Raw genomic sequence first — 21,089 nt, forward strand, 5'->3', positions numbered from 1 at the left:
CCCCTGAGGTGGTTGACGGTTTAGGCAAAATTGGGCCTCCACCTGGTCAGGGGTCGGTACTGGATGTAACAGTATTTGTATAAATGCCGGGCGTAAAAGTCCGATTAGTTATAAGTTAATTATAAAAAACAGGTATGTATTGGTTTGAATGTGATGCGTAAGGCTGATGATATTTTTCAGCCGACAAAAAACAAATGTGGGAGCGGGCTTGCCCGCGATAGCGGTAGGTCAGTCACATTGATATCGACTGATCCATTGCTATCGCAGGCAAGCCAGCTCCCACATTTTGATTTCTGTTGGGCTTAGTAACCGCGTTGGGTATCAGCGAGGTTTTCCAGCGGCCGATCACTCAGATACCTTTCCAGATTGCCCAGAAAACTGTCCGCAATGTCATGCCGGCTATTGGTCGAAATCGCTGACGTATGCGGCGACACCCTGACCCTCGGATGCCCATACAACGCATGCCCGTCCGGCAATGGCTCGGGCTCGGTCACATCCAGCGAAGCCAGCCCGATATGGCCGCTGTCCAGCGCCTCCAGCAGCGCCTCATGATCCACCAATCCTCCCCGGGCAATATTGATCAGGTGCAACCCTGGCTTGGCATTCGCCAGCGCCTCCCGATCGACGATATGCCGTGTGGCCTCCGTCAGTGGCGCTGCCAGCACCAGGTGATCGGAACGCGCAAACAGGTCATGGATATCCCGCGCCGCGTCCACACCCTCCACGTCAAACGGCGTGTCACTTTGGCGTAATGCCACCACCTTGATCCCCAACCCATGAGCCTTCTGCGCCAGGCTGCGGCCAATCGCGCCAAACCCGAGAATCCCCAGGGTGGTGCCCTTGAGCGGGCGCAGCGGGGTGAACTGCCACTGGGCATCCTTTACCCAGATATCCGGCAAATGCTTGGCCGCCGCGAAGATTGCCGCCAGGGCGAACTCGGCGAGGTTTTCGGCGGCGCTGCCCCGTGAGGTGCTCACCGGCGGCCCGTTGAACAGCCACCTGGGATAGAAGTCGATGCCCGACGACACCACCTGGATCCACTGCACGCCATACGGCCAACCCGGCGGCGGTGTGTCCGGCGCGGTGTAGCCGCGCACATTGATCGGCCGGGCCAGCAGGATATTGGCCTGGGCCGGCAAGTCGCTGGGCACACCGGCCGGCACGCTGATCACCTCGGCACCGGGGTGCGTGAGGGCCAGGCGCTGGCGGATGACTTGATTGAAATCTTCGTCCAGCTGGCTGGCGATAATCACCTGGCTCATGGGCGTTCCTTATGTCGTTGAGCGAAGACGGCCTTGCCGACGCCTTGCAGCACCGCGTCGTTCTGCGGGGTATGCACGCGGCTGCACAGCACGTCGCGGTAATGCCGCTGCAGTGGGCTGTGTCGGGACAGGCCGGGATTGCCGGACGCCTCGATGGCCAACTCGACGGCACGGATCGCGTTGCCGGTCACCAGGTATTTGATCTGTGCGGCGTGGGCCGTCGGGGTGTGCCCGTCGGCGGCGGCATCCAGCAGGCTGCGGTTGGCAAACAGCAGAGTGTCGATATGCCCGACGGTCTCCTGAAAGCGCGGCAAGGTCGACAGCGCGGCGCCGAGGTTGGACGGCTTGCGTTGTTCCAGCCAGTCCACCAGCCAGTCGCGCGCGGCCTGGGCCACGGCGTCGTACACCGATGAGAGCAGTACCGACATCCACAGGAACCCGTCACCGTCCAGTTCCGCCTGCGGTGCGCTCCAGGGGCTGACGCTGACCGCGTGGTCCAGCGGCACCAGCACGTTGTCGAACACCACTTCATGGCTGCAGGTGGCGCGCATGCCGAGGTGGTCCCAGGTGTCGATGATGCTGATGCCGGGGCTGTTCCTGGGCACCAGCCAGGCGCCTACCAACGGGTCTTCATCGCTGCTGCGAGCCCACACGCTGAACCAGCTCAGGCCATGGCTGCCGGTGGAGTAGATCTTGCGCCCGCTGATGCGCCAGCCGGCGGCGGTACGCCGGGCGATGGTCGCGGGCAGGCCGCCACGGGCCGGGGTGCCGAGGTCGGGTTCGACGCGCAGGGCATTGATCAGCGCCCCATAGCGCACAGCGTCTTCGGCGACCTGGGTGCGCAGGGCGGACGGCCAGGTTTTGCTGTCTTGCAGGCGCGTGTGTTGCAGGTACTGCATCACCAGGATCAACGCGGTGGACGGCTCGCCCTTGGCAATCGCGCTGATGGCCTTGCGCGCCTGGCTCAGGTTGGCACCGCCACCGCCGAGGGCCTTGGGCACGGTCAGGGCGACAAGGCCGTGTTCGTGCAGCAGCTTGAAGTTGTCGTGGGGGAAGGTGCCGCATTCATCAACGATGTGTGCAGTGGCGGCGAGCTGGGCGCTGAGGCGTTCCAGCAAGGCTTCGAAATTGGCCACTTCCACGGAGCGCAGTGACGGTTGAGAAGAAAGGCTCATGGTCGGTTCACTCTGGATGGGTGTACACCGATCAATGTGGGAGCTGGCTTGCCTGCGATAGCGGAGTGTCAGCCGCTGAAAATGCAATCTGATGCACCGCTATCGCAGGCAAGCCAGCTCCCACACTGGATCGTGTTCGTCTTCTAAATGGGCAGCAACTTGAACTGCCGGTCCCACAACGGGCTGACATCCAGCCGCTCGTTCAATACCCCGGCATTGAAGAACAGGTCCGCCACTTCCTGCTGCGAAGCGATGGCCTGGTCGTTCACCTCGATCACGCTGTAGGGCTGGCTGCGGTTGTTGTACACGTCGAGGAACACGGCCTTGTCCACACCGAGCAACTTCGCCGATTTTTCAGCCCACGGCTCAGGGTTGTTGTTCATCCATTCCAGCGTGCGCGCCTGGCGCTGCAAGTAATCCTGGATCGCCTGTTTGCGCAGCGGGTCTTCCAGGGCGGCGGGGCGGGCGCCGATCAGGTAGTTGCCGGAGAGGTAGCCGAGGGCGGTTTTCAATACCCGGGCGCCGCTGCGGAATTTTGCCAGTTGGATAAACACCCCGTAGATCACCCAGGCGTCCAGCTGGCCACTCTGGAACGCGCTGAAACCGTCCTGTGGCGTGAGTGCCACGGGGGTGATGTCGTTGAAGGTCAGTCCTTGCTCCTTCAAGGCCTTGATCAAGAAGTAGTGCGAGGTGGTGGAGCGCACATAGCCCACACGCTTGCCTTTCAACTGGGCGATGGATTCAATTTTCGACTCCTTGGGAATCAGGATCACCTGGTTATTCACGTCACCTTGCAGCACCGCAATCAGCTTCGGCTCGCGGTGGCTCTGGATCGAGAAGATCGGCGGGATCTCGCTCATGCCGCCAATGTCCAGGCTGCCGGAGGCCAGCGCTTCGACGATCAGGTTGCCGCCGGCGAACTCGGCGTAGTCGACTTTATAGGGCGTGTTGGAAGTGCCGGCGTCGTCGGTGAAATACGAGTCCTGGCCACGGTAGGTGGCGACGGCCAGGGTCAGGTCCGAGAGCTTCGCAGGTGCAGCGAAAACCCGGGGCACCAGCGAGGCGAGGCCCAGGGCGCCAAGGGCAATCGAACTGGCGCCCAGGAAGCCGCGACGATTGAACTGTCCGTGTTTGATCGTGTTCGTCATGGTCGTGCCCTGGTCAGATGGCGATCTGCGTTGGTTGAGTTTCGAACGGGGTGCTGTAGCGGTTCGCCGGCACGTCCAGGCCAAGGTTTTCCCGCAGGGTGGCGCCGCTGTATTCGCTGCGCAACAGCCCGCGTTGTTGCAGCACCGGCACTACCAGCTCGGTGAAGTACTGCAAGCCGTCCGGCAGCAGTGAATTGATGATGAAGCCGTCGGCCGCGCCGGCTTCGAACCAGGTCTGGATCGCGTCGGCGACCTGCTCCGGGGTGCCGACAAAATCGCGCTTGGGCCGGGAGAACCGCAGGGCCACTTCCCGCAGGGTCAGGCGTTCATCGCGGGCCAGTTGCTTGATGCGGTCGGAGCCGCCTTTCTGGCTGTTGGAGCCCAGGTCGCCGAGTTCCGGGAAGGGTTCGTCCAGCGGGTACTTGCTGAAATCGTGGTCGTTGAACGGGCGGCCCAGGGCGACGATTGCGTCCTCGACGGTCACCAGCTCCACAGCTTGCTGATAGCGGCTTTCCACCTCGGCTTCGTCGCGGCCAACAATCGGCCGGATGCCCGGCAGGATCGACAACTGATCAGCATCACGGCCAAAACTGCGGGCGCGTTTCTTCAAGTCCTGGGCGTAGGCTTTGGCTTCGTCGAAGGTCTCGGCATGGACAAAAATCGCGTCGCTGTTTTCGGCGGCAAAATTGCGCCCGTCCTCGGAAGTGCCCGCCTGGAAAATCACCGGCTGGCCCTGGCGCGAGCGGGCGATATTCAGCGGGCCCTTGACCGAGAAAAACTCGCCTTTGTGTTCCAGTGCATGCAGCTTGCCAGGGGTGAAAAATTCGCCGCTTTGCTTGTTGTACGCAAAGGCATCGTCTTCCCAGGAATCCCACAGGCCCTTGACCACATTTACGTGCTCCCTGGCGATGCGGTAGCGCACGGCGTGGGGCGGGTGCTCGGCCTTGCCGAAGTTGTCGGCGGTGCCGCTGAGCCACGAAGTCACCACGTTCCAGCCGGCGCGGCCGCCGCTGATGTGGTCCAGGGAGGCGAACTGGCGCGCCACCTGGAACGGTTCGGTGTAGCTCACGGTGACGGTCGCCACCAGGCCGATGTTCGAGGTCAGGGCCGCCAGGGCCGAAAGAATGGTCAGCGGCTCAAAACGGTTGAGGTAGTGCGGGCTGGATTTTTCATGGATATGCAGGCTGTCGGCGATGAACACGAAGTCGAACTTCGCGCCTTCGGCCAGTTGCGTCTGATGCTTGTAGAACCCGAAGTTGACGCTGGCATTGGGCTGCGCCTGCGGGTGGCGCCATTCGCCCCAGCCGTGACCGACGCCGTGCACCATGGCACCGAGTTTCAGTTGGCGTTTGCTCATGTTCTCTCTCCTTTTAGCGGGAAGCCTGGGTAAGCGGGGCACGTTTGGCGTTGAAGCTTTTGTCGAAGCCTTGGGAGACGTCGATGTGTTTGGTCAGCAGGCCTTCGTCCTGATAGATGTCGGCGGTGGTTTGCAGGCCGCTGATCACCGAGTCGTCAATCGCCACCGGTTGCATATGGGTGGCGTTGGCCACGGCTACGTGCACCTCCAGCGGCAAGCCGGTGATTTTGGCCATGGCGGCGGCGAACGCCTGCGGGTGATCGTTGCTCCAGCGGTAGGCGCGGTCGACCCGGGCCACGAAGTCGTCCAGCTGCACGCGCTTGTCGGCAATCGCCTTGCTGGTGGCGGCGAGGTACAGGTGATTGCTCAGCAGGTTGTTGCCGCTGGCAAGGACCCTTGCCTGGCTCTGGCTGGTGACCACGGTGGTGTAGGGGTCCCAGGTCGACCAGGCATCGGCGGTGCCGTTATCCAGCACCAGCCGTGACTCGCTGGGCAGCAGGAAGATGAACTGCACGTCGTGGGTGGAAAGGCCGGCGCTGCGCAGCGCCTTGATCGCCAGGAAGTGCCCGATGGAGCCGCGGGTGGTGACGATGCGCTTGCCCTTGAGGTCGGCAAGATCGTGGATCGGGGAATCTTTCGGAACAATCAGCGCGGTGGTGTTGCGGCCTTCGGCGTGGATGATGCTCACCACCTTCAGCGGTGCTCCGGCACCGAGGGCGAACACGTAGGGCGCATCCCCCAGCGCGCCGATGTCCACGGCCCCGGCGTTGAGGGCTTCGCCCAGCGGTGCGGCGGCGGGGAACTCGGACCACTGGATTTCGTAGGGCACATCCCGGGTTTCGCCGGCGACTTCCAGCAGCGCCTTGATGGTAGATTTCTGGTTGGCCACTCGCAGGGGCTGCAGGTCGGCGGCCTGGCAAGTCGCACCCAGGGTGAGGGCGGCCAGTAAAAGGGCAAGGGTAAAGCGCATCAGGCGGGCTCCAGGCTAGGTCTTGCGTTCAGTCGCCTCCGCCTGGAGAAGGGGTCGGCTGGTAGTGGGAAGAGGAGCGAGCGGGCTCGCTCCTGGGGGTGTTCAGATCACATAAAACCCGTGGGTGCCGTCGCGGGCCAGCTGGTCCACCAGGCCGAACTCCCAGTCGAGGTAGGCCTGCATGGCTTCCTTCGGATTGTCGGTGCCTTCGTACGGGCGGCGGTAGCGGTCGATGCGCGGTGAAGCCAGGCGGGTCTCGCCTTCCTCCAGCGGCAGTTGCGCGGCGATCCAGCTGGCAGTGCCGTCCTGCAGCAGGAACACGGGCTTGCCGGTCAGCGCTTCGACTTGCGCCACCGCGAGGCGCGCCAGCTGGCTGCTGCCACAGGTCAACACGTAGCGTTCGGCAGCAGGCACCTTGCGCAAGGCTTCGGGCAACTGCCCGCGCAACGCCCACCAGGCACCGGGAATGTGGCGCTTGACGTAGTTGGCGCTGGCGGTGAAATCCAGTACTGCGGTGTCGCCATGAGCCTGCCATTCGGCGAGGGTGTGCGGGCTGATGAGTTCGGCCTGTTGCGGCGCCGGGACGGGGGCAACCCAGGCCCCCGGTTCGCTGAAGTGCGCAGGTTGCAGGTCATCCAGCACATGCACTTCCCAACCCAGTTGTGCGAGCCAGGACGCAGACATATTGGCCCGCACGCCGTCGTCATCCACCAGTACCAGCCGGGCGCCGCGTACGCTGGCGACGTGATCGGTTTCCTGCACCAGTTGGCCGCCCGGTGTGGAGCGCGAGCCGGGCAGGTGGCCGGCTTCGAATTCTTCCGGGGTGCGTACGTCGAACAGGTAAGTGGTGCGCGTCGCTTCCTGCTGCCAGCGTTGCAGGTCGGCGAGGGTGGCGCGGCCTACGCGGGCCTTGTCGGCGACTTGGCGGGCGTCCCTGGCGGCGATCTGGCGGTGTTCTTCCGAGGTCGGCGCGAAGCGTCGAGCCTGGCCGTGTTGCAGCTTCTGCCCGGCCAGGGTCCAGCCGATGGTGCCGTTGCGCAGGGCAGACACCGGGTTGGCGATGCCGGCATTGATCAGCGACTGGGTGCCGATGATGCTGCGGGTACGCCCGGCGCAGTTGACGATAATGCGCGTGGCCGGGTCCGGTGCCAGCTCACGGGCGCGCAGCACCAGTTCGGCGCCGGGCACGCTGATGCCGGTGGGAATGCTCATGGTCTGGTATTCATCGAAGCGGCGGGCGTCGAGCACCACCACGTCGGCGTTGCTGTCGAGCAACGCCTGCACTTCTTCAGCCGCCAGCGACGGTGTGTGGCGCTGGCTTTCCACCAGCTCGCCAAAGGATTTGCTTGGCACGTTGACGTCGATAAACAGCTCGCCACCGGCGCTGCGCCAACCGTCCAGGCCGCCTTCCAGCAGGCTGACCTCGGTATAGCCGAGCGCCTGCAAGCGCTGGGCGGCGATCTGTGCCAGGCCTTCGCCATTGTCGTACACCGTCACCTGGGTATCCCGGCGTGGGATGCGTGAATACACTTCCAGTTCCAGTTTCGACAGCGGGATATTCGCGGCGAACAGCGGGTGGGATTCGGCGAAAGGCGCTTCCTCGCGCACATCCACAAGGGCGACTTCTTCACGGTCCAGCAGGGCCTGGCGAATCTGGGCGAAGCTGCGGTTCGATACAGTCATGGGGCAGGGCTCTCTTTGGACAGGGCGTCTTTGGACAAATCCCAGATGTTCGGGAGAAAAGCGTTGGAATAACCGGAGATAAACAGTTTCTCGCTGCCGTCCGGCTGGTACACGGCGCGGCGCACCGCACCGATGTTGGCGCCATACACATGAATGCTGATGGACACCTGGTCACTGAAGGCATTGCTGACTTGATGGATGTCACCGATCTTCGGCGACACGGCTTCCACCTGGCCGGGTTCCAGCTGGATGCGCTTGCCGTCGGCGACCAGTGCGCCCTCGGCGTTACGCTCAAAGCCCTGGGAATACTCGGAACCGCGCAGCATGCCGATCAGCCCCCACACGCGATGGTCATGGATCGGCGTGGTCTGCCCCGGCCCCCACACAAAGCTGACGATGCTGAAGCGCTGCCGCGAATCGGCGTGCAGCAGGAATTGCTGATAACGCTCGGGGTCGGGTTGGGCAAACTCGTCCGGCAGCCAGTCATCGTGGCTGACCAGTTGCGCCAGCAGCTTGCCGCCGCGGTGCAGCAGGTCGCCTTCGCGAGGGTTGCCGTCGATCAATTCCGCCAGGGCGCCAATGAATGCTCTGAGTCTCTCCGGGTGTCGGGCCTGGGTCATGACAATTCCATCGTGGGTGGTTCGTGGTGATGGGTTTATCTAAGCATAATGTTTATAGTTAATATGCTATTTTTTAATGATTAGGTTATAGCGGAAAGTAATTTAGAACCGGTTTGAATAGCGTTAGACGTTATCGATCCGGGGGTTGGGCTATCCAGCCACCGTTTATGGAACTATGCTTTTCACACATCTTAATGACTGTTCTCTATGTGCGGCCCAAATGAAAATTGACGATATCGATGCCTTTGTCGAAGTGATTCGTTGCCAGTCCATCAGCCATGCCGCCGAGTCGCTGCAACTGACCCAGCCGGCCATTACCCGTCGCGTGCAGAACTTCGAGCAGGCGCTGGGGGTGGAGTTGTTCGACCGCAACACCAAGCCGCTCAAGCCTACTTTGATCGGAACGCGGGTGTATGAACAGTGCCGTTCGATCCTTCGGGAAATGGACGCCCTGCGGGAACTGGTGGCCACCGACGCGCCGCCCACCGGCCTGCTGCGCCTGGGGGTGCCGCAGACCATTGGCGACGTGGTGTTGCTGGACGCCCTCAAGCACCTGCGCAGTGAATTCCCCGAGCTGCGGGCCCAGGTGGCTACCGGCTGGGGCAGCCAACTGGTGGGCAAGATCGAGCGCGGCGAACTGGACGCGGCGGCGGCGCTGTTTCCGGCGGGCAAGATCTTCCCGGACAACATCGTCGGCGAGTCCATCGGCAAGATGGAACTGGTGGTGGTGTGTGCCAAGGCCCAACTGCCGAAGAAGCCCTGCAAGCTGGCGGACGTGTACCAGAATGGCTGGATCCTGAACCCGGATGGCTGCGGTTTCCGTGCCGGGTTGCAACGCACCCTGTCGGACCAGGGCCTGGCGTTGCGGGTCAACCTGGAGACCTTCGGCACCGAGCTACAGTTGGGCCTGGTGGCTGACGGCCTGGGCCTCGGCCTGGTGCCACGCCCGCTGCTGGAGCGCAGCGCCCATCGCGATCAACTGGCGGCCATGCCACTGAAGGACTTCAAGCCGGTGATGGACCTGTGGCTGATCTACCCGCATTTCCTGGGCAACCTGCAAGGGCCGGTGGACGCGTTTGGCAAGCTGGTGGCGGCGTCGTTGCACAAGGTGCGCAATGCGGCGTGATATGAAAAAAAATAATAATTAGCTTAGATTAAAATGTGCTTTTTATTATTTTTGGTCATCCCCTAGGCTTGCCTGGAAGTCCTTAAGGCCATCCAGGAAGTTTTGCCATGAGCAGCGTCACCTCGATCTCCAGTGTCTCGAACAACGTCCGCCAGCGGGTTACCCCGGAAGAGTGGGAGGTGCGCGTTAAACTTGCGGCGGCCTATCGGCTGGCGGCCTTGTACAAGTGGACCGACCACATCTACACGCACTTCTCCGCCCGGGTGCCGGGGCCTGAGGAACATTTCCTGATCAATGCCTACGGGCTGTTGTTCGATGAGATCAGCGCTTCGAATCTGGTCAAGGTGGATATCGACGGCACGATTGTCGATGACCCTACGGGCCTGGGCATCAACTATGCGGGCTATGTGATCCACAGCGCGATCCATGCGGCTCGCCACGATTTGCAGGCCGTGCTGCATACGCATACGCGGGACGGTATTGCGGTGTCGGCGCAGAAGGACGGGTTGTTGCCGATCTCCCAGCATTCCATCGGGTTTTCCGGGCGCGTTGCGTACCACGGGTATGAAGGTGTGGCCCTTGACCTGGATGAGCGTGAGCGGTTGGTGGCCGACCTGGGGGACAAGAGCGTGATGATCCTGCGCAATCATGGATTGCTGACGGCGGGGGTGAGTGTGGAGCATGCGTTCCAGCAGCTGCAGGGGCTGGAGCGGGCGTGCAATATCCAGATTGCGGCGCAGGCGGGGGGAAATGCCGAGTTGATCTTTCCGCCGGCGGAGGTGGTGGCCAAGGTGGAGAAGCAGGCAGAAGTGTTCAAGAGCGGGGATGGGCCGGGGGTGGCGCGGCACTGGAATGCGTTGATTCGGCAGCTGGAGCGCAGCGATACCGATTACAAGAACTGATCGATGCGGTGAGAGAGACTGCTCCCTCACCGCAGGTCGGGTCAGAAGCTGTACTTGGCGGTCACCGTGAAATTGCGTGGATCGCCGTACACGTCATACGGACTCCAGGTGCTGTTGCTGGCGATGCCCTGATAGTACTTTTTGTCGAACAGGTTGTTGACGTTCAGCCGGGTATCGAGGTGTTGATTGACCTTGTAGCCCACCATCAATCCCACCAGTGCATAGGCCTCCTGTTCGATATGGTAGGGGCCGAAACTTGAGTTGCTGCCCTTGTTGAACATGCTGCTCTGGCCATACAGGTTGGCGCCGACACGCCACTGATCCAGCTCCCCTGGCAGGGTGTACACGGTGTTCAACTTGAACATATGGCGTGGCAGGTCGGTGTCGAACAGGCGGCCCTCCTTGGTGCGATCGGCGTCCTTGCGGTACTTGGCCTGGGCGAAGGTGTAGCCGGCGCCCACTTGCCAATCAGGGGTCAGGGCGCCGATCAGTTCCAGGTCGATACCCTGGCTGCGGACCTTGCCGGCGGCTTCGTAGCAGTACACACCGTCGTTGCTACGCGCGCACTGGGACTGGTTGTCGAGCAAGGCCGCGCGGTTTTCCTGGTCGATCTGGAAGAGCGCGGCACTGGCATTGAGCGCGCCGCCGAAGTATTCACCCTTGATACCTATTTCGTAGTTCTTGCCTTCGATCGGCTTGATCACCGAGTTGTCGTTGGCGACCTCGCTTTGCGGCATGAAAATGTCGGTGTAGCTGGCGTAGACCGAGTGGTGCTCGTCCAGTTCATAGATCACGCCCGCGTAGCGCGTCAGGTTGCGGGTGACCTTGTATTGGCTGTTGGTGTAGTAACCGTCATTGATCTGGTTGTAGATCGATGTGGTGTCGTACCAGTCCAGGCGTGCGCCGAGAATGACTTTCAGCGGGTCGGTGATGCTCCAGCGGGTGGTGATGTAGAGGCCTTCCTGGTCGACTTTTTCATTCAGGTCGTAGCTGTCCGGAACACTGGGCTTGGGTACGCTGCGGGGGCTGAAGTTGATGATGTCGGCCACTGGAATGAAGGTGTTGCCGCCCTTGCCGCTGGTCTTGAGTTGACGCTTGCTGGCACCCACGACCAGTTCATGCTGGCGCCCCAACAGGCTGAATGGTCCGCTGGCGTAGGCATCATAAGTGGACTGATCGTAGTTGCGGGTCTGGTTGAACACCCGCTGCTGGTAGGCGCCGTAGTGTTCCAGTACGGCGCCGGTCAGCGCGAAGTCAGACCAGTTCTTTGACGCGGCCAGGTGCAGGCGCCAGTCATTGTCGAACCGGTGATCCAGCTCGGCAAATACGGTTTTGTTGTCGATGTCCTGGTGGCTCCAGCTATACCCAAAGGTCTTTGAACGGGAAAAGTTGGCATGGCTGCCGTCGCTGTTGACCGGTAACCCGCCCCAGTTGATGTTGTTGTTATCGTTCTGATCCGAAGCTCCCAGGGTCAGGGTGGTGCTGTCGCTCAGGTCGAACTCGCTGATGCCGTAGAACACCCCCCGTTCGCGGCCGGCGTAATCCTGGAAGCTGTCCTTGTCCTGGTACGCCCCGACAAACCGTCCGCGCACGCTGGCGCTGTCGTTGAGGGGGCCGGACACGTCCAGCTCGGAGCGGTAATTGTCCCAGCTGCCGGCGCTGCCAGTGACGCTGGCCTGGAACTCCCGCGTCGGCCGCTTGCGCACCATGTTGATCGCCGCGGACGGGTTGCCGGCGCCTTGCATCAGACCGGTGGCGCCGCGCACGATTTCCACGTGGTCGTAGGGCGCCATGTCGGCAGCGGCGACCCAGTCGGCGTTGTAGGTGGTGGGCAATCCGTCGAACATTAGGTTGTTGATGGGGAAACCGCGGGAGAAATACTCACTGTTGGCCGGCCGTGCTGCGGACATGCGCAGCCCTGGGGTTGCCTGCACCACATCGTCGAGGCTGCGCATGCCCTGGTCGTCCATGCGTTGACGGGTGATGACGGTCACCGATTGCGGCGTTTCACGCAGCGACAGCGGCAGCTTGGTGGCGGTCTGCATTGAGCCTGTGGCGTAGGAGCCGGTATTTTCCGTGGTAGCACCCAGCCCCGTGGCATTGATGTTGGTGGCGCCGAGCTCCAGGGCACCAGTGCTGTCGGCCTCGGGCACCAGCACATAGCTGCCGTTGGTTTGCAGCGCGGCGGTATAACCGCTGCCCGCCAGGATCCTCGCAAAGCCTTGCGCTACTGTGTAGGCACCCTCGAGGCCCGGACTGTTTTTGCCGGCGGTCAGGCTCGCGTTGGCGGATACCGCAATGGCTGCTTGCAATCCGAACTGGCCCAACACCTGGTCCAGCGGCCCTGCGCCGACCGCGAAGTGGATCTGCCTGTCTGCCGTTTGCGCCAGGGCTACCGGTGCGAGCACGCTTTGCGCAAGTACCGCGCCGCTGAACAGGACCAGGCTGAGGGTTGATGCACAGCGATGATTGCTGCTGCGTGGGCGAGGGGCGGAGCGGTCTTTCATGGCAGGTTTCCGGAGTCAGGAGGAGGGCTTTCCCGCCACTGCAATGAGCGGGAGTCGCCCATAAGCCAAACGAGAATGAAAAACCTGCGGCTTTTTTCAGTTTATTTTCATGGCAGGCTCACCGCGCGGTGAGGGTGACCCAATAACGCGTGCGCTGCTGCACCTTCACCGGGAGGCTCTGTTCAAGCATCGAGAAGATCTGCCCGGGATTGTTCAGCGGGTAAGAGCCGCTCAGTCGCAGGTCGGCGACCGCCGGTTCGCAGCGCAAAATGCCTGGCAGATACCGCGCCAGTTCCTGGGCGAAATCCTCCAGGCGCATGCGTTCGGCCACGATGAATCCGTCGATCCATGCCGTATCGTTCAGGTTGGCCGGTTGTGCCGGGTAGACGCGAGTGCTGCTGATCCAGGCCTGTGACTGGGCGTCTACCACCAGCGCCTCGCCTCCTGCCTTGAGGCGGGCGGCGACCCGGCCGCTGCTGACGGACACCAGGGTTCCGTGCCCATCGTTTTCGCGCCGTACAGTGAACCGCGTGCCCAACGGCTGCAGGCGCGCTTCGGCGGTGTACACCAGCAAGGGGCGCCCGGCGGGGTCGCTGGCGGTGAGGATGTCGACTTCGCCTTGACGCAGGGTCAGGCGGCGTTCCTGGGTATCGTATTGCGCATCCAGCAGCGTTCGGGTGTTAAGCCAGATTTGTGTGCCGTCGCTCAGCGTGTGGTGGCGGCGTTCGCCGGTTGCGGTGTGGTAATCGGCCAGGGCGCTTTGTACCCAAAAGCTGTCACTGGCCTGCCAGGCGGTACCGCCCAACAAGCCGGCACCCAACAGGAGTTTCAGCACCTGGCGACGATCACGCTCCAGGGTTCGGGTCTGTTGCAAGGTCTGGCGTGCCAGCGGGGTGCTCAGTTGCTGGCTGCGCCGTTGCAACTGTTGAGTGAGGGTGGTGAAGCGTTGCCAGGCGCGTTCGTGTTGGGGGTCGGCCTGGCGCCACTGTTGCAACTGTTCCTGCTGCTGGGGGCTGATCTCACCCGATTGCGCCAGGGTGAACCAGGCGATAGCCTGGTCACGCACGGATTCGGGGATGGGGTGTTCCTGATGATCCTGAACCGACACGGCGCTTACTCGAACTGGCTGGCATAGCAGAGGGCGAACGCTTTGCTCATGGACTTTTGCACCTTGTCCACACTCAGGCCAAGCTGGCTGCCGATCTGCTTGTAGGTCAGCCCGTCGAGCTGCGACAGCAGGAAGATCTCGCGCATGCCGGCGGGCATCCCATGCAGCAGTTCATCGACCTCCACCAGGGTTTCGATCAGCAGGTATTTGTCTTCCGGCGATATCTCCAGCGCTTGTGGTTGCTCGGCCAACACGTGTTGGTAAGCGCGCTCCACTGCCTGGCGGCGCCAGCGGTTGATCAACAGGCTGTTTGCGATGGTGGCAAGGTAGGCCAGGGGCTGGCGCAATTCATTGACCGGACGCCGCGCACCGATGATTCGCACGAATGTGTCCTGGGCAAGATCATCGGCATCGGCGGTTTCGTGCAGGCGTTTGCGCAACCAGTTTTTCAACCACCCACTGTGTTCAAGGTAGAGGTGTTCGACGTCCTGTTCGAAACTGCTGCGGTTGTTCATGGAATGCAGGTGCCAGCTAGTGATTGATAATTATTCTCAACTTTAGCGTGGCGAGAGGGTTGGATGCAATCAGCGATTTTCTCTGCGGGAGCTGCGTGGGCAGCTCCTTCAGATGGTTTCAGGCGACTTTTTCCGCCGCCTGGCGTTCCCGTTCAGCCACCAACTGCCGGGTCAGCGGAATCAGCCGCTTGCCGTAATCGATCGCATCATTGAGCGGATCAAACCCACGAATCAAAAACGTCGTGATACCCAGGTCGTAATAATCCAGCAACGCCTCGGCCACTTGATCGGCCGTACCCACCAGCGACGTAGAGTTACCCTGGGCTCCCAGCAACCCCGCAATCCCGGTCCACAACCGCTTATCCAACCGCGACCCCTGGGCCGCCGCCGCCAACAGCCGCCGCGACCCCTCATTCGGCGGTTCACGCCTCACAAACCCATTCTTCTGCGCCAGCGCCGTCGCCTGCTCCAGGATGCGATCCGCACGCTCCCAAGCCAGCGCTTCAGTCTCTGCCAGAATCGGCCGCAACGACAAACTGAAGCGAACCGTACGCCCATGTTTGGCCGCCTCAGCCCGCACCTGGGCGACCACTTCCTTCACCTGCTCGTAGGTCTCACCCCACAGCGCATACACATCCGCATGCTTGCCCGCCACCGCAATGGCCGCCGCTGAAGACCCGCCAAAATACAACGGTATATGCGGCTGCTGTGGTGACTTCACCGTCGAAAACGCACCCTCGTACCGGTAGTAAGTCCCGTGATGGTCGAAGGGCTTTTCACTGGTCCATTCCTGCCGCACCACGCTCAAGTACTCGTCGGTGCGCGCATAACGCTCATCCTTGTCGATATGACTGCCATCGGCCCGCAGTTCACGGTCGTCGCCGCCTGTGATGATGTGCACCGCGGTGCGCCCGCCGTTGAACACATCCAGCGTGGCGAACTGCCGCGCAGCGAGGGTGGGTTGGACGAAGCCGGGCCGGTGGGCAATCAGGAACTGCAGCTTTTTCGTCACGCTGGCCGCATGGGCAGCGATCAACGTACTGTCCGGGCTGTTGGAATGGAAGGCCACCAGCGCGCGGTCGAAGCCGGCCTCTTCGTGGGCGCGGGCCACGGTCTCCACGTAGTCGGGCTGCAAGGTCGGGCCGCTGCGAGGGTGGATCTCGGAGGCGTGGTGGCCGCCGATATAGCCGATAAATTCGATGCTCATGGTCAGTCCTTGTTGAGGGCAGGAATAAAGCTGCTATCGAAAATAGGGGCCGCACCCGGGCCTGTAAAATGCCGATTGGTTCTATCCTAATTATAAAAATACAGAATCATAGTTTTATATAGTTATCAGTAATGCGCATTTTAATCGTATTAGGTTATTCCCAAATAGAATTTCACTGAGGTTTTTTATGCGAATAGCATGAAACCGCAGCGGCGCTCCTGGCCGTGTTCTTGATGAGGAAGGAAGCCCGATGACTGAAAAGTCCCTTAACGCCAGTTCGTTTTCCGTCGACAAGGCCGAGGGTCAAGCCGGCGTTGCATCCCGCTTGATTCCGCGCTGGCTGCGCAACTGGCGCACCCCCGATGTGTTGCTGCGGCTGGTCAGCCCGATTGTGTTGCTGTTGCTGTGGGAACTGGCCTCCGAGCTGGGCTTGATTCCGGCACGGATCATCGCCGCGCCGTCTCAGATTGGCGGCACCCTGTGGGCAATGATCGTCTCCGGAGAGCTGGGCAAGCACCTGCTGGTGTCCCTGCAACGGGCGCTGCTGGGCTTGAGCATCGGCGTGAGTATCGGGGTGGTGGCCGCGTTGATCACCGGCCTGTCGAAGCGCGGCGAGGTAATCCTCGACTCACCGATGCAGATGCTGCGCACCATTCCTTCCCTGGCATTGGTGCCGTTGTTCATCCTCTGGTTTGGCATCGGCGAGTTCACCAAGATCGCACTTATCGTTACCGGCACCACCTTTCCGGTGTACCTCAACCTGTTCGCCGGCATCCGCAACATCGACCCCAAACTGATCGAGGCCGCCAACACCCTCGGCCTCAACCGTCGCGAGCTGATCTGGCACGTGATCCTGCCGGGCTCGTTGCCTTCGTTTTTTGTCGGCCTGCGCTATTCCCTGGGCATCTCCTGGCTGGCCCTGGTGTTTGTCGAGCAAATCAACACCACCGCCGGTATCGGCTACCTGGCCAGTGATGCGCGGGACTTCATGCGCACCGACGTGATCGTGATCTGCCTGTTGATCTATAGCGTGCTGGGCCTGCTGATCGACGGCTTGATCCGCACCCTGGAACGTTTTGCCCTGGCCTGGCGCCCATCGTTTGTGAGGAACTGACATGTCGATTCTCGAAGCTTCAACAGCACCGGTGCAGTTGCGCAATGTGGTGCGCCAGTTCGGCCAGCAGCGGGTCATCGACGGCCTGGATCTGGATATCGCCCCGGGGGAGTTCGTTGCGTTGCTGGGCGCCAGCGGTTCCGGCAAGACCACTTTGCTGCGCAGCCTCGCGGGCCTGGACAGCATCGACAGCGGCCAGTTGCGCGTGCCCAAGGCCCGGGCGGCGGTGTTCCAGGAGCCGCGCCTGATGCCGTGGAAGCGCGCCTGGAAAAACGTGATTCTCGGCCTGCGGGTTCCCGACGCCAAGGCCCGTGCGGTGCAGGCGTTGACGGAAGTCGGGCTGGCCCATCGGCTGGAGGCGTACCCGGCGACCCTCTCCGGCGGCGAGGCCCAGCGCGTGGCATTGGCCCGCGGCCTGGTGCGCGAGCCCAAGCTGCTGTTGCTCGACGAACCGTTCGCCGCGCTGGATGCGCTGACCCGCATCAAGATGCATCGCCTGATCATCGAGCTCTGGCGCAAACACACGCCGGCCGTGTTGCTGGTGACCCACGACGTCGACGAAGCGATCCTGCTGGCCGACCGCGTGATCGTGCTGGCGGAGGGCAAGATTGCCGAGCAACTGCGCATCGACCTGCCCCGTGCACGGGATACCGGCCAGGACGGTTTCCAGGCGATTCGCGCCCGCTTGCTGAGCCTGTTGGGGGTTGAAGTGGACGCCCCGGCCGCCCAGCCTGCGAACGCCAGCGTCAGGCGTTTTGCCCATGGTTGAATTCAGAACCCTTTGCCTGTTGGCGGCTGCACTGCTGATGGGCGGTTGCGACAAAGCCGCTGAAGCGCCGAAGTCTGCATCGGATCTGTCGGGTGTGACCTTGATCCTCGGTGACCAGGCCAAGGGCTTGCGTACGGTGGTGGAGGCCGCCCACGCCCTGGATGGCATCGACTACAAGGTCCAGTGGGCCAACTTCCAGGGCGCCGCGCCGCTGTTCGAAGCCTTGCGCGCCGGCGCCGTGGACCTCGGCCCGGCCGGGGATACACCGGTGCTGGCGGCTGCCACCGGAGGCACGCCGCTGCGTATCGTTGCGGTGCGCCGCAGTCAGGCGCGCAGCATTGCGATCCTGGTGCCGCCCGATTCACCGATCCACAGCGTGGCCGATCTGAAAGGACGCAATGTGGTGGTGTCGTCGGCCCGTGGGAGCATTTCCCAGTACCTGCTGATCCGCGCCCTGGCGAATGCCGGCGTGGATGAAAAGGACGTCAACGTCGGCTTCGTGCTGCCCACCGATGCATTACCTGCGTTCAACGCCGGCAAGATCGAAGCCTGGGCGACCTTCGGGGTGTACCAGGCGTTCGCCGAACAGCAGGGCGCGCGGGTGCTGATCAGCGGGGAGGGCATCAATACCGGCCTGACGTTTATTACCGCGTCCGATGAAGTGCTCAGCGACCCGCTCAAGCGCCAGGCGTTGCGTGACGTTTTGCAGCGGTTCGCCAAGGCCTTTGAATGGGCGCAGCAGAACCCCGAGGAATACGCACGGGTGTTTGCCACGGTCAACGATATCCCGCTCAAGGTTTCACAGTTGCTGCGCACATGGGGTGATGAGTCGCTGCTGCCAGTAGAGGAGCGGGATGTGCAGGCGTTGCAGCAGGTGGATGATTTGTTTGTGGAAAAGAAGATTTTCCCGCACCGGGTAGAGGTACGGAAACTGACGGATACCGAGGTGTTTTCGCCGCAATCGCTGGCTGGCGCGCCCTGAAGTCGTTGTGTTTTGCCCGGACCTGAGGTCTCATGGGTCCGGGAAAAACTTGCGGGTAGGGAACAGCACTTGATACGGGAAGAACTGGCGCAATATGGCGGTATCACCGTCATGATTCCGGCCGCAGTGGTGATCGCCGTCTGGCTCTGGTATTCCCGGCCCCAGGCGGTCAAGTGGTGGCTGATGACCATCGCCTGCACCTATTCCATCGTGGCGTTCAGCAAGTTGCTGTTCAAGGGCTGGGGCGTGGCGCTCCAGCAGCTGGATATTGCGGTGCTCAGCGGTCACGCCATGAATACGTCGTTGATGGTGCCCGTGGCGATGAGCCTGGTGGCGCGCCGGGTCAACCCCGAGTGGCGCTGGCCCGCAGCTATCGCCGGGATGTTGATCGCCGGCTGGTTCAGTGCCTATTGCGTGGCACCCTATATTCATCCATTCAACGAAGCACTGGCCGGTGGCTTTTTGGGCGGCATGGCGGCACTGGCGTTTCTATGGCGCCTTGAGGTGGTTGAAGTGCGGGTTTCCCCATCGTTAATCGGAGGGGGAATGGTGATCCTGTTGTTAAGTGCGATGGCACCCAAGTACAACGCCGAGAAGCTGCTCAACCATGTGGCAGTGGCCGTATCAGGTGCCGACCAGGCCCATCAGGAGCCTTCCTGGCGGGCCTCTTCCATGCAGTTGAACGCCGAGTAAGTGGCCAGGTCCAGGGCCAGGTTACTTTCCACCAGCAGCTCCAGCAGGACCGTCTGGCAATTGAAGCGTCGGGCATCGCCACGGCGCTGCGAACGCTTCATCTGCTTGAACAGCGTGTCGGTTATGTCCTGCGGTGAGTTGCCGCGCAACTGATCCAGCCAGTGGGACATGATCCGGGTGTTGCGCGCATATTGCTCCGCCGGCAGTTGTTCGTGCGGTGCCAGGCCCACGAAACCTTCAAACGTGTTCGTCAGCCTTTTCAAGGCGTAGGCCCGTTTCAGATCCTCATAAATGCTCATGGCCGCTCCTCGGTGCAGGAAATATTCGCCAATAGTTCGGCCGTCTTCATTTGCATCAGGTGGTTGTCGCCGCGGCTCTCCACGCACAGGCAGATGGACAGGGGATTGCTCACCTGCAACTTGAAGCGCCAGTCGGCAAACACCATTGAAAGCCCGGTACAGGATTCGTCACTGTCCAGGGAATGGCCGGCGTATAACACCTGCATGCGTTCTACAACGGTGGTTGAACTATTAACCTTGACGTGAATGTTTCCCGAAGAAGGAAACAGGCCGATACGCTCTACCAATAGCTTTGAACTTTTCATGGCCGTCCCTCGCTGTTAATTCACGTATTACTTTATTCTCAAGAGGTGAAAAAGTAAGCGGATGTTATTTTTAGTCTGTTATTAAGTTGAATGTTATTTCTTGTCTGTTCAGCGCCGCTATCAGTCACTTCTTTGCACTCGGCTGATTTCTGCCAATGGCAAGTTGATGCGTTGTTCCCGTTGCAGGAAGTTCATCAGCAACACCACACGTTCCTCACCGTCCATGGCCAGGAAGACCGCTTCAAGTTCGGCAAACGGCCCTTCATTGATGCGCACGCTTTCGCCGGGCTGCAACAGGGCGCTCACCACGGCCTGGTGGTCGCGCTCCTGGAGTTCGTCCACCAGCGTGTCGCTGATGGGCAACGGGTGCGCGCCGAATGCCACCACCCGCGACACACCGCGGGTCGAGCGCAGTGAGCTCCAGCTGTCCTGCTGGCTCATTTGAATAAACAGATAACCGGGAAACAACGATTCACGGGTGGTCCTGCGCTGGCCCTTCAACAGCCGTTCGCGTTTATAGGTAGACCGGAAGCAGGTATAGCCCTGGCGCTGGAGGTGCTCCTCGGCGCGCTCGTCCTGCCGGGATTTGCACTGGACCAGGTACCAGGCTTTGTTGGCATTTGCGCTCATGGGCGTTCCTCTTCCTATATAGGGCGATACGTGACAAGGCTGTAATTTAAAACCGATGGGAGTGACGAAGTAATGAATGTTATAAATTGTCGGTTTGAAGGCGGTGGTTGTTATTTTTCGTCCGGAGATAATTTTGGGGGAAGTAAGGGTTACGTGTTAATAAATACTGCCGTGAAGTAATGAAGTTGAAGAGGTTGCTTCATGGGGTAATGGATGGCCCGGGGATAGTGCCTTGTTTAAAAGAGTGTTGATTGTCTGTATTGGCAATATTTGCCGTAGTCCCACCGCGGAAAGTCTTTTGCGTGGCGCACTCCCGTGCTCCGATATCAAGATCAGTTCTGCAGGTATTGCCGCGTTGGTCGGCAAGCCGATTGAAACCACCGCCCGTGCGGTACTCGAAGCCCACGGTCATCCGGCCGACAAGCACCAGGCCACCCAGTTGGCGCCACAGGCGATCAGTGAAGCCGACCTGATCCTGGTCATGGAACGACAGCACATCAATGCCGTGCTCAGCATGGCGCCCGAGGCACGAGGCAAGGTCTTGCTGCTGGGCAAATGGCAAAACGAGCGAGAGATCAGCGACCCGTACCGTCAAGGCAAGGCCGCGTTTGTGCACGCTTATGCGTTGATCGAAGAAGCTGTAAACGCATGGGCGCAGCGTCTTGCACGCTGATCGCCACTACTTTTTGAATCGAAATAAAGGCTAAGAATCCGACT

At 61.4% G+C, this 21,089-nt stretch carries 21 protein-coding genes; 7 read left to right on the forward strand and 14 right to left on the reverse strand.

From position 1 onward, the window contains the following. Positions 1-302: 302 nt before the first annotated feature. From HX818_RS09420 to HX818_RS09450, 7 genes are all read right to left on the reverse strand, one after another. Positions 303-1,262, reverse strand: a complete 960-nt coding sequence (locus HX818_RS09420) for a D-isomer specific 2-hydroxyacid dehydrogenase family protein (protein ID WP_177008637.1) — start codon at positions 1,260-1,262, stop codon at positions 303-305. Further along, positions 1,259-2,437: an acyl-CoA dehydrogenase family protein gene (locus HX818_RS09425; protein WP_177019917.1), complete on the reverse strand. Its 1,179-nt coding sequence runs from the start codon at positions 2,435-2,437 to the stop codon at positions 1,259-1,261. Before HX818_RS09425 ends, HX818_RS09420 begins: the two co-directional genes overlap by 4 nt. Before the next feature lie 143 nt (positions 2,438-2,580). Next, the gene (locus tag HX818_RS09430; protein ID WP_177019918.1) at positions 2,581-3,585 is read right to left on the reverse strand and encodes an ABC transporter substrate-binding protein; all 1,005 of its coding nucleotides are present in this window, start codon (positions 3,583-3,585) and stop codon (positions 2,581-2,583) included. A gap of 13 nt (positions 3,586-3,598) precedes the next feature. Further along, positions 3,599-4,942 carry an LLM class flavin-dependent oxidoreductase gene (locus HX818_RS09435; protein ID WP_008434605.1) on the reverse strand — a complete coding sequence of 448 codons (1,344 nt, stop codon included), beginning with the start codon at positions 4,940-4,942 and terminating at the stop codon, positions 3,599-3,601. A gap of 13 nt (positions 4,943-4,955) precedes the next feature. Further along, complete coding sequence (locus tag HX818_RS09440) at positions 4,956-5,912, reverse strand: ABC transporter substrate-binding protein (protein WP_003211301.1); 957 nt, start codon at positions 5,910-5,912, stop codon at positions 4,956-4,958. Positions 5,913-6,014: 102 nt separating this feature from the next. After that, positions 6,015-7,595, reverse strand: a complete 1,581-nt coding sequence (locus HX818_RS09445; RefSeq protein WP_177019919.1) for a rhodanese-related sulfurtransferase — start codon at positions 7,593-7,595, stop codon at positions 6,015-6,017. Then, complete coding sequence (locus tag HX818_RS09450; RefSeq protein ID WP_008434600.1) at positions 7,592-8,215, reverse strand: cysteine dioxygenase; 624 nt, start codon at positions 8,213-8,215, stop codon at positions 7,592-7,594. The genes HX818_RS09445 and HX818_RS09450 overlap by 4 nt, the downstream gene beginning before the upstream one ends. Positions 8,216-8,435: 220 nt before the next feature. On the opposite strand from HX818_RS09450, the gene HX818_RS09455 reads away from it, so the two are divergent. Then, complete coding sequence (locus tag HX818_RS09455) at positions 8,436-9,341, forward strand: LysR family transcriptional regulator (protein WP_008434597.1); 906 nt, start codon at positions 8,436-8,438, stop codon at positions 9,339-9,341. Between the two features lie 107 nt (positions 9,342-9,448). Further along, a complete protein-coding gene (locus HX818_RS09460) occupies positions 9,449-10,243 on the forward strand; it encodes a class II aldolase/adducin family protein (RefSeq protein WP_010171950.1) in 795 nt (264 codons plus the stop codon). 41 nt (positions 10,244-10,284) lie between these two features. Here the strand turns inward: HX818_RS09460 and HX818_RS09465 are convergent, their stop codons facing one another. The 4 genes from HX818_RS09465 to HX818_RS09480 all read right to left on the reverse strand — a co-directional run bounded on the left by HX818_RS09465 (position 10,285) and on the right by HX818_RS09480 (position 15,580). Next, a complete protein-coding gene (locus HX818_RS09465) occupies positions 10,285-12,750 on the reverse strand; it encodes a TonB-dependent receptor (RefSeq protein ID WP_177019920.1) in 2,466 nt (821 codons plus the stop codon). A gap of 118 nt (positions 12,751-12,868) precedes the next feature. Continuing rightward, positions 12,869-13,858 carry a FecR domain-containing protein gene (locus HX818_RS09470; protein ID WP_371315706.1) on the reverse strand — a complete coding sequence of 330 codons (990 nt, stop codon included), beginning with the start codon at positions 13,856-13,858 and terminating at the stop codon, positions 12,869-12,871. 5 nt (positions 13,859-13,863) lie between these two features. Next, positions 13,864-14,373 (reverse strand): sigma-70 family RNA polymerase sigma factor, encoded by a 510-nt coding sequence (locus tag HX818_RS09475; protein WP_177008630.1) that lies wholly within the window; start codon positions 14,371-14,373, stop codon positions 13,864-13,866. A gap of 118 nt (positions 14,374-14,491) precedes the next feature. Beyond that, positions 14,492-15,580 carry an LLM class flavin-dependent oxidoreductase gene (locus HX818_RS09480; RefSeq protein WP_177019921.1) on the reverse strand — a complete coding sequence of 363 codons (1,089 nt, stop codon included), beginning with the start codon at positions 15,578-15,580 and terminating at the stop codon, positions 14,492-14,494. Positions 15,581-15,830: 250 nt separating this feature from the next. Between HX818_RS09480 and HX818_RS09485 the strand changes: the two genes are divergently transcribed. From HX818_RS09485 to HX818_RS09500, 4 genes are all read left to right on the forward strand, one after another. Continuing rightward, the gene (locus tag HX818_RS09485) at positions 15,831-16,694 is read left to right on the forward strand and encodes an ABC transporter permease (RefSeq protein WP_003211316.1); all 864 of its coding nucleotides are present in this window, start codon (positions 15,831-15,833) and stop codon (positions 16,692-16,694) included. 1 nt (position 16,695) lies between these two features. Further along, positions 16,696-17,463 (forward strand): ABC transporter ATP-binding protein, encoded by a 768-nt coding sequence (locus tag HX818_RS09490; RefSeq protein WP_008435484.1) that lies wholly within the window; start codon positions 16,696-16,698, stop codon positions 17,461-17,463. Then, positions 17,456-18,445: an ABC transporter substrate-binding protein gene (locus HX818_RS09495; protein WP_008435483.1), complete on the forward strand. Its 990-nt coding sequence runs from the start codon at positions 17,456-17,458 to the stop codon at positions 18,443-18,445. Before HX818_RS09490 ends, HX818_RS09495 begins: the two co-directional genes overlap by 8 nt. Positions 18,446-18,514: 69 nt before the next feature. Continuing rightward, a complete protein-coding gene (locus HX818_RS09500) occupies positions 18,515-19,138 on the forward strand; it encodes a hypothetical protein (protein WP_177019922.1) in 624 nt (207 codons plus the stop codon). Here the strand turns inward: HX818_RS09500 and HX818_RS09505 are convergent. The 3 genes from HX818_RS09505 to rfaH form a co-directional block, all read right to left on the reverse strand. Next, positions 19,090-19,437 (reverse strand): hypothetical protein, encoded by a 348-nt coding sequence (locus tag HX818_RS09505; RefSeq protein ID WP_177008627.1) that lies wholly within the window; start codon positions 19,435-19,437, stop codon positions 19,090-19,092. The genes HX818_RS09500 and HX818_RS09505 overlap by 49 nt on opposite strands. Further along, complete coding sequence (locus HX818_RS09510) at positions 19,434-19,742, reverse strand: phosphomannomutase (protein WP_256346297.1); 309 nt, start codon at positions 19,740-19,742, stop codon at positions 19,434-19,436. Before HX818_RS09510 ends, HX818_RS09505 begins: the two co-directional genes overlap by 4 nt. Positions 19,743-19,862: 120 nt before the next feature. After that, on the reverse strand, positions 19,863-20,372 hold the full coding sequence (gene rfaH, locus HX818_RS09515) for a transcription/translation regulatory transformer protein RfaH (RefSeq protein ID WP_003211330.1): 510 nt from the start codon (positions 20,370-20,372) through the stop codon (positions 19,863-19,865). Between the two features lie 232 nt (positions 20,373-20,604). Between rfaH and HX818_RS09520 the strand changes: the two genes are divergently transcribed. Beyond that, positions 20,605-21,045, forward strand: coding sequence for a low molecular weight protein-tyrosine-phosphatase (locus HX818_RS09520; RefSeq protein ID WP_032899408.1), 441 nt, complete (start codon positions 20,605-20,607; stop codon positions 21,043-21,045). Positions 21,046-21,089: the final 44 nt, after the last annotated feature.

The sequence above is a fragment of the Pseudomonas sp. F9001 genome (assembly GCF_013385435.1).
Taxonomy (GTDB): domain Bacteria; phylum Pseudomonadota; class Gammaproteobacteria; order Pseudomonadales; family Pseudomonadaceae; genus Aquipseudomonas.

Bases quoted from the DNA above. Each gene is read 5' to 3' on its own strand.
- HX818_RS09425 (WP_177019917.1), bottom strand. From the start codon at position 2,437: ATGAGCCTTTCTTCTCAACCGTCACTGCGCTCCGTGGAAGTGGCCAAT.
- HX818_RS09490 (WP_008435484.1), top strand. From the start codon at position 16,696: ATGTCGATTCTCGAAGCTTCAACAGCACCGGTGCAGTTGCGCAATGTG.
- rfaH (WP_003211330.1), bottom strand. From the start codon at position 20,372: ATGAGCGCAAATGCCAACAAAGCCTGGTACCTGGTCCAGTGCAAATCC.
- HX818_RS09495 (WP_008435483.1), top strand. From the start codon at position 17,456: ATGGTTGAATTCAGAACCCTTTGCCTGTTGGCGGCTGCACTGCTGATG.
- HX818_RS09460 (WP_010171950.1), top strand. From the start codon at position 9,449: ATGAGCAGCGTCACCTCGATCTCCAGTGTCTCGAACAACGTCCGCCAG.
- HX818_RS09455 (WP_008434597.1), top strand. From the start codon at position 8,436: ATGAAAATTGACGATATCGATGCCTTTGTCGAAGTGATTCGTTGCCAG.
- HX818_RS09485 (WP_003211316.1), top strand. From the start codon at position 15,831: ATGACTGAAAAGTCCCTTAACGCCAGTTCGTTTTCCGTCGACAAGGCC.
- HX818_RS09440 (WP_003211301.1), bottom strand. From the start codon at position 5,912: ATGCGCTTTACCCTTGCCCTTTTACTGGCCGCCCTCACCCTGGGTGCG.
- HX818_RS09475 (WP_177008630.1), bottom strand. From the start codon at position 14,373: ATGAACAACCGCAGCAGTTTCGAACAGGACGTCGAACACCTCTACCTT.
- HX818_RS09510 (WP_256346297.1), bottom strand. From the start codon at position 19,742: ATGAAAAGTTCAAAGCTATTGGTAGAGCGTATCGGCCTGTTTCCTTCT.
- HX818_RS09430 (WP_177019918.1), bottom strand. From the start codon at position 3,585: ATGACGAACACGATCAAACACGGACAGTTCAATCGTCGCGGCTTCCTG.
- HX818_RS09420 (WP_177008637.1), bottom strand. From the start codon at position 1,262: ATGAGCCAGGTGATTATCGCCAGCCAGCTGGACGAAGATTTCAATCAA.
- HX818_RS09465 (WP_177019920.1), bottom strand. From the start codon at position 12,750: ATGAAAGACCGCTCCGCCCCTCGCCCACGCAGCAGCAATCATCGCTGT.
- HX818_RS09450 (WP_008434600.1), bottom strand. From the start codon at position 8,215: ATGACCCAGGCCCGACACCCGGAGAGACTCAGAGCATTCATTGGCGCC.
- HX818_RS09480 (WP_177019921.1), bottom strand. From the start codon at position 15,580: ATGAGCATCGAATTTATCGGCTATATCGGCGGCCACCACGCCTCCGAG.
- HX818_RS09445 (WP_177019919.1), bottom strand. From the start codon at position 7,595: ATGACTGTATCGAACCGCAGCTTCGCCCAGATTCGCCAGGCCCTGCTG.
- HX818_RS09505 (WP_177008627.1), bottom strand. From the start codon at position 19,437: ATGAGCATTTATGAGGATCTGAAACGGGCCTACGCCTTGAAAAGGCTG.
- HX818_RS09435 (WP_008434605.1), bottom strand. From the start codon at position 4,942: ATGAGCAAACGCCAACTGAAACTCGGTGCCATGGTGCACGGCGTCGGT.